Source organism: Pseudomonas sp. MD195_PC81_125, assembly GCF_014060985.1.
Classification (GTDB): Bacteria; Pseudomonadota; Gammaproteobacteria; order Pseudomonadales; family Pseudomonadaceae; genus Aquipseudomonas; species Aquipseudomonas parakoreensis.
Genome location: NZ_JABULD010000020.1, coordinates 1 through 5221 on the forward strand (window position 1 = coordinate 1; position 5221 = coordinate 5221).

At 61.3% G+C, this 5221-nt stretch carries 3 protein-coding genes and 2 pseudogenes; 2 read left to right on the plus strand and 3 right to left on the minus strand.

Annotation, left to right across the window (positions count from 1 at the left end; translation table 11 throughout):
• Nucleotides 1-146: 146 nt before the first annotated feature.
• From HT737_RS00940 to HT737_RS00950, 3 genes and pseudogenes are all read right to left on the minus strand, one after another.
• Entirely contained in the window at nt 147-1160 is a 1014-nt protein-coding gene (locus HT737_RS00940; RefSeq protein WP_121185337.1) for an aldo/keto reductase, read from the minus strand.
• 68 nt (nt 1161-1228) lie between these two features.
• Nucleotides 1229-2130: pseudogene (locus tag HT737_RS00945) on the minus strand (LysR family transcriptional regulator).
• A 103-nt stretch (nt 2131-2233) separates the two neighbouring features.
• Nucleotides 2234-3544 carry an MFS transporter gene (locus HT737_RS00950; protein WP_306287125.1) on the minus strand — a complete coding sequence of 437 codons (1311 nt, stop codon included), beginning with the start codon at nt 3542-3544 and terminating at the stop codon, nt 2234-2236.
• Nucleotides 3545-3716: 172 nt separating this feature from the next.
• Here HT737_RS00950 and HT737_RS00955 point away from each other — a divergent pair, with 172 nt between their 5' ends.
• Nucleotides 3717-4838, plus strand: coding sequence for a sugar diacid recognition domain-containing protein (locus HT737_RS00955; RefSeq protein ID WP_182401032.1), 1122 nt, complete (start codon nt 3717-3719; stop codon nt 4836-4838).
• Between the two features lie 247 nt (nt 4839-5085).
• Nucleotides 5086-5221, plus strand: a pseudogene (locus tag HT737_RS31585) (glycerate kinase); the annotation flags it as partial.

Here is a 5221-nt window from a genome sequence, read left to right on the forward strand (position 1 = left end):
GGGAGCGAGCCTGCTCGCGAAAGCGGTGTGCCAGACAACGCAGATGTTGAATGTGCCGGCCTCTTCGCGAGCAGGCTCGCTCCCACAATGGATTTGTGTTGCCCTCGTAATCTGCTGACGCCGCTGATGCCCGGCTTGTGAGGCTTTCAGGCCTGACGCGGTTTACGGCCCGACACAAAATGGCTCACATCGTTGAACCCCGGTGTCGACGCGTGCCCCGGAGTCACCAGCGAGTCGATAAACGCTTCATCTTCCGCCGTGATCTGCACCGCCTGCGCCTTGGTGTAAGCGTCCCACTGCTGCTCGGTGCGCGGCCCGACGATCGCCGAAGTCACCGCACTGTTGTTCAGCACCCAGGCAATCGCGAATTCGACCATGCCCACGCCACGGCCTTGGGTGTACTGCTGGATCTGCTGAGCAATGCGCAGCGATTCAACCCGCCATTCGGTTTCCAGAATGCGTTTGTCCTGACGCCCGGCGCGGCTGTTGGCATCCGGCGTGACATCGGGTGCATATTTGCCGCTGAGCACGCCGCGGGCCAGCGGGCTGTAAGGCACCACGCCGAGGCCATAGGTCTGCGCGGCGGTGATCTGTTCGGTCTCGGCCTGGCGGTTGACGATGTTGTACAGCGGCTGGCTGATCACCGGGCGGTCGATCCCGAGCTTGTCAGCGATGCGAATCACCTCGGCGATGCGCCAGCCGCGATAGTTCGACAGGCCCCAGTAACGAATCTTGCCCTGGCGAATCAGATCACCAATCGCCGACACGCTGACTTCCAGCGGCGTGTTGTGGTCTTCGCGGTGCAGGTAATAGATGTCGAGATAGTCGGTACCCAGGCGCGTGAGGCTGGCTTCCAGACCGTTGAAGATGTGTTTGCGGCTCAAGCCGCTGCGGTTCGGCAGGCCATCCACCGGGCCGAAACCGACCTTGGTGGCCAACACCCATTCGTGACGATGGCGGGCAATCGCTTCGCCGACGATTTCTTCCGAGCGGCCGTTGGTGTAGACGTCGGCGGTGTCGATGAAATTGATGCCCTGATCCCAGGCCTTGTCGATGATGCGCAGTGAGTCTTCAGCGCTGGTCTGCTCGCCAAACATCATCGTGCCGAGGGTGAGGGTGGACACCTGCAACCCCGAGTGCCCCAGTGTGCGATAGCTCATGCCGAAATCCTTTTATCGGTGGGAAAGCTTCCATCAAATACCAGAAGCGTCCGACGGGGCAAAGTGAATTATCGGCTGAGTGCCGCGCAACGCATTTGCAAAAAACGCCTGCAGCACCCGAACGCGCTCGGACACTTGCACCCGATGCGGGCAGAGCAGATTGAACGGCACGCTCTCGCCATGCCAGTCATCGAACAGCGTCCGCAGGCGTCCGCTGCGCACGTCCTCGGCGATGTCCAGCCACGCCTTGTAGGCAATGCCATGCCCGGCCAGCGCCCAGCGCCGCGCGACTTCGCCGTCATCGCTGAGATAGTCACCGTGGACTTCAACTTCCAGCGTTTTCGTCCTCGCGACTGAAGCGCCAGGTGTTGTAAGGCCGGCCGTTGCGCAAATAGAGCAGGGCGCTGTGCTCGTTCAGTTCGCCGGGATGTTGCGGGGTACCATGGCGAGCCAGATAGTCCGGGCTGGCGCAGGCTACCCGTCGATGCGCCGGCAGAATCGGCAGCGCCACCAGCGTCGAGTCGCTGGGCACGCCGAAGCGCAGCGCGACATCCACCGTTTCGCGAAACAGATCGGCGTGCCGATCGTTGAGCAGCAGTTGCAATTGAATATTCGGGTGTTCGCGTTTGAAATCATCCAGCCATGCCAATAATACGTTGCGCCCGAAATCCGACGGCGCCGCCAGTTGCAGCACCCCGCTGAGGCCTTCGCCGTGTTGCTTGAGCGCTTGTTCGCCTTCGGCCAGGGCAGACAAGGCAATGCGTACGCTGTCGAGATAGCGCCGACCTTCTTCGGTCAGGCGCATGCTGCGGGTGGAGCGCGCGAGCAGGCGGATTCCGAGGCGGGTTTCCAGCCTCTTCAGTGCAATGCTGGCAGCGGCCGGCGTCAGTTCCAGCGCGCGGGCAGCGGCGGAGATACTGCCGGAGTCGGCAACGCGGACGAAGATCTCCAGATCGAGAATCGAGCTCATTGGTAAAAATCCTTTAAAAAACTGTGCGTTTTTGCGGGATTTTTCTGTGATTGGCAAGAACTGACGCGGCAATCAATGAGCAAAAAAAAGATCGCAAGCGTAATTACGCGCGCAGCGTCCGCGTCATGCGCAATGCCAGCAAACTCCCGCCAACAATCACACCCGCCAGCAGATACAACGCCGCATCGGTCGACCCGGTGCTGTCCTTGACCCAACCCACCAGGTACGGGCTGAGGAAACCGGCCATCTGCCCCATTGAGTTGATCAACGCCAGGCCACCGGCCGCCGCGCCCGCGCTCAACAGCGCGGTCGGCACTGGCCAGAACATCGGCAGACCGGTCAGCGCGCCCATGGTTGCAAGGGTCAGGCCGAGGATCGCGATGGCCGGGTTGGCGGCGAAGTTCACCGCGATCAGCAGACCGAGGGCGCCCATCAGCATGGGCACCACCAAGTGCCAGCGACGTTCTTTACGCAAGTCCGCCGAACGCCCGACCAGCAGCATGAACACCGCCGCCAGCAGATAAGGAATCGCGCTCAACCAGCCGATCACCAGGTTGTCGCTGAAGCCGAGGTTCTTGATGATCGACGGCAGCCAGAAGTTGATCGCGTACACGCCGCTCTGGATGCAGAAGTAGATCAGGCCAAAACGCCCAGATCGCCGGATTCTTGAATACCGCGAGCAACGAGTCGGAGGTGGTTTTCGGTTTGTTCGCCAGGTCTTCGGCTGATCGGCTTCAAGCACCGCACGCTCGTGCGGGCTCAGCCACTTGGCGTTGGCAAAGCTGTCGCTCAGCAGGAAATAGGCGAGGGCGCCGAGGATCACGGTCGGAATGCCTTGCAGCAGGAACATCCACTGCCAGCCCGCCAGTCCACCTTGGCCGGCGGCGAAGTGGTTGAGGATCCAGCCAGAAAACGGGCTGCCGAGCAGCCCCGAGACCGGGATCGCCGACATGAACAGCGCCATGATCCGCCCACGGCGAAACGTCGGGAACCACTGCGAGAGGTACAGCACCACACCGGGGAAGAACCCGGCTTCGGCCGCACCGGTGAACAGGCGCAGGGTGTAGAACTGGGTCGGCGTGGTGACGAACAGCAGGCAGGTCGACAGCGTGCCCCAGGTGATCATCATCAGCGCGATCCAGCGCCGTGGGCCGAACTTGGTCAGCGCGAGGTTGCTCGGTACGCCGCACAGCACGTAGCCGATGAAGAAGATCCCGGCGCCGAGGCCGTACACGGTTTCGCTGAATTTCAACGCGTCGAGCATCTGCAGTTTGGCAAAGCCGACGTTGACCCGGTCGAGGTAGTTGAACAGGTAGCAGATGAAAATGAAGGGAATCAAACGCAGGGTGATGCGTTTGTAGACGGCGTTTTTACCGTCATCGATGGTCTGGGTAGCTGCGGCGCTCTGCGACATAGCGGCTCTCTCTTTATTATGATTTTTTGCGATGCACAGGTTAACGTTGATCGCCCTGAGAGTCTCGGCCACCTGTGGCCGGATTGTCTTTGTGCCTGAGCACAGGGTTTGCCGCCAGACCCTGTGCGGGTGAACAACCGTCCGCCGCCGTTGCTTAAGGATTTTGCCGATCATGTTCGAACTCGATCACGACCTCGCTCAGGATATCGTCGACCGGGCCATGGCCATTTTGCCCTATAACGTCAACGTCATGGACAGCCAAGGCCTGATCCTCGGCAGTGGCGAACCGGAGCGCATCAACACCCGTCACGAAGGCGCGCAACTGGTGCTGGCCAACGGCCGCGTGGTGGAAATCGATGCGCAAACTGCGGTGCATCTCAAAGGCGTGCAGCCGGGGATCAACCTGCCGCTGATGCTTGATCAACGCCTGATCGGCGTGCTCGGCATTACCGGCGAGCCGGAGCAACTGCGCACCTACGCCGAACTGGTGCGCATGACTGCCGAAATGCTCGTTGGTCAGCGCAATCAGCAGGCCGAGCAGCAATGGCGGCGCCAGCGTTGCGATGACCTGCTGGCGTTGCTGCTGAGCGACGCCGGCGACTCGCCGCGGCTGGTCGATGAGGCGCAGCAACTGGGGCTCAAGCCGCAGTTGACCCGGGTGCCGTACCTGTTCGAGCTGGGCCTGGAACAAGGGCCGGGACAAACCGTCGAGGCGCTGAGTGCGTGGCTGACCTCGCGCTACCCGGACAGCTGGTGCGTGAGTTCGGCCAAGTCATCGCTGCTGTGGTGCCGGCCCGCCAGTCAGACGGTTGAGCATGATCGTTTGCTGGAAAAGCTCGATGGCCTGGGCTGGAACATTCTGCGCATCGCCGTCGGCGGGCAAGCGGATGGGCTGGCCGGTTTGCGCCGCTGTTATCGACGGGTCGGTGATCTGCTGGCGTATGGGCGGGAGGTACTGCCGCAGTCGCGACTGCTGACGCTCAATCGCTATCGTTTGCCGGTGATGCTCTGGCGCCATCGCAACGACGACGCGCTGGATGAACTGCTCAAACCGTTGCGCAAAGTGATTGCCAAGGACGGTAACGGCCAGTTGCTCGCGACTCTGCGCAGTTGGTGCGAACACGACGGCCAGAGTCAGGCCTGTGCCGATGCGCTGGGCATTCACCGCAACAGCTTGCGTTACCGGATGGAGCGGATTGCCGAGATCAGCGGAGTTGATCCGTTGCGGCTGGACGGGATGTTGGCCTTGTACCTTGGGGTGCAATTACTGCCGCAGACTGATCCGGCGGTATGAGTTGTTCTTAAGGCCGCCATCGCTGGCAAGCCAGCTCCCACAGGTTTACAAGGTGATTACAAGTTATGTAGCCACTGAAGATCCCTGTGGGAGCTGGCTTGCCAGCGATGAGGCCAGAGCATTCGGCATCAAGTCCAAGGCTTTTGTAGAAATGAACAAATAAACGCCAACCGCCCTTGTGCAGCGGACAGGCGTCAATGCGCATGCCGACTGGCAGCATGAGGAGCATTGGAACTGGAGAATTCGCATGAAGATCGTCATCGCCCCCGATTCCGTTCAAGGACAGCCTGAGTGCCCAAGGCGTTGCCGAGGCCATTGCGCTGGGGCTGGCGCAAGTCTGGGCCACACGCCACGCTGGTCAAATGTCCGATGGCCGACGGCGG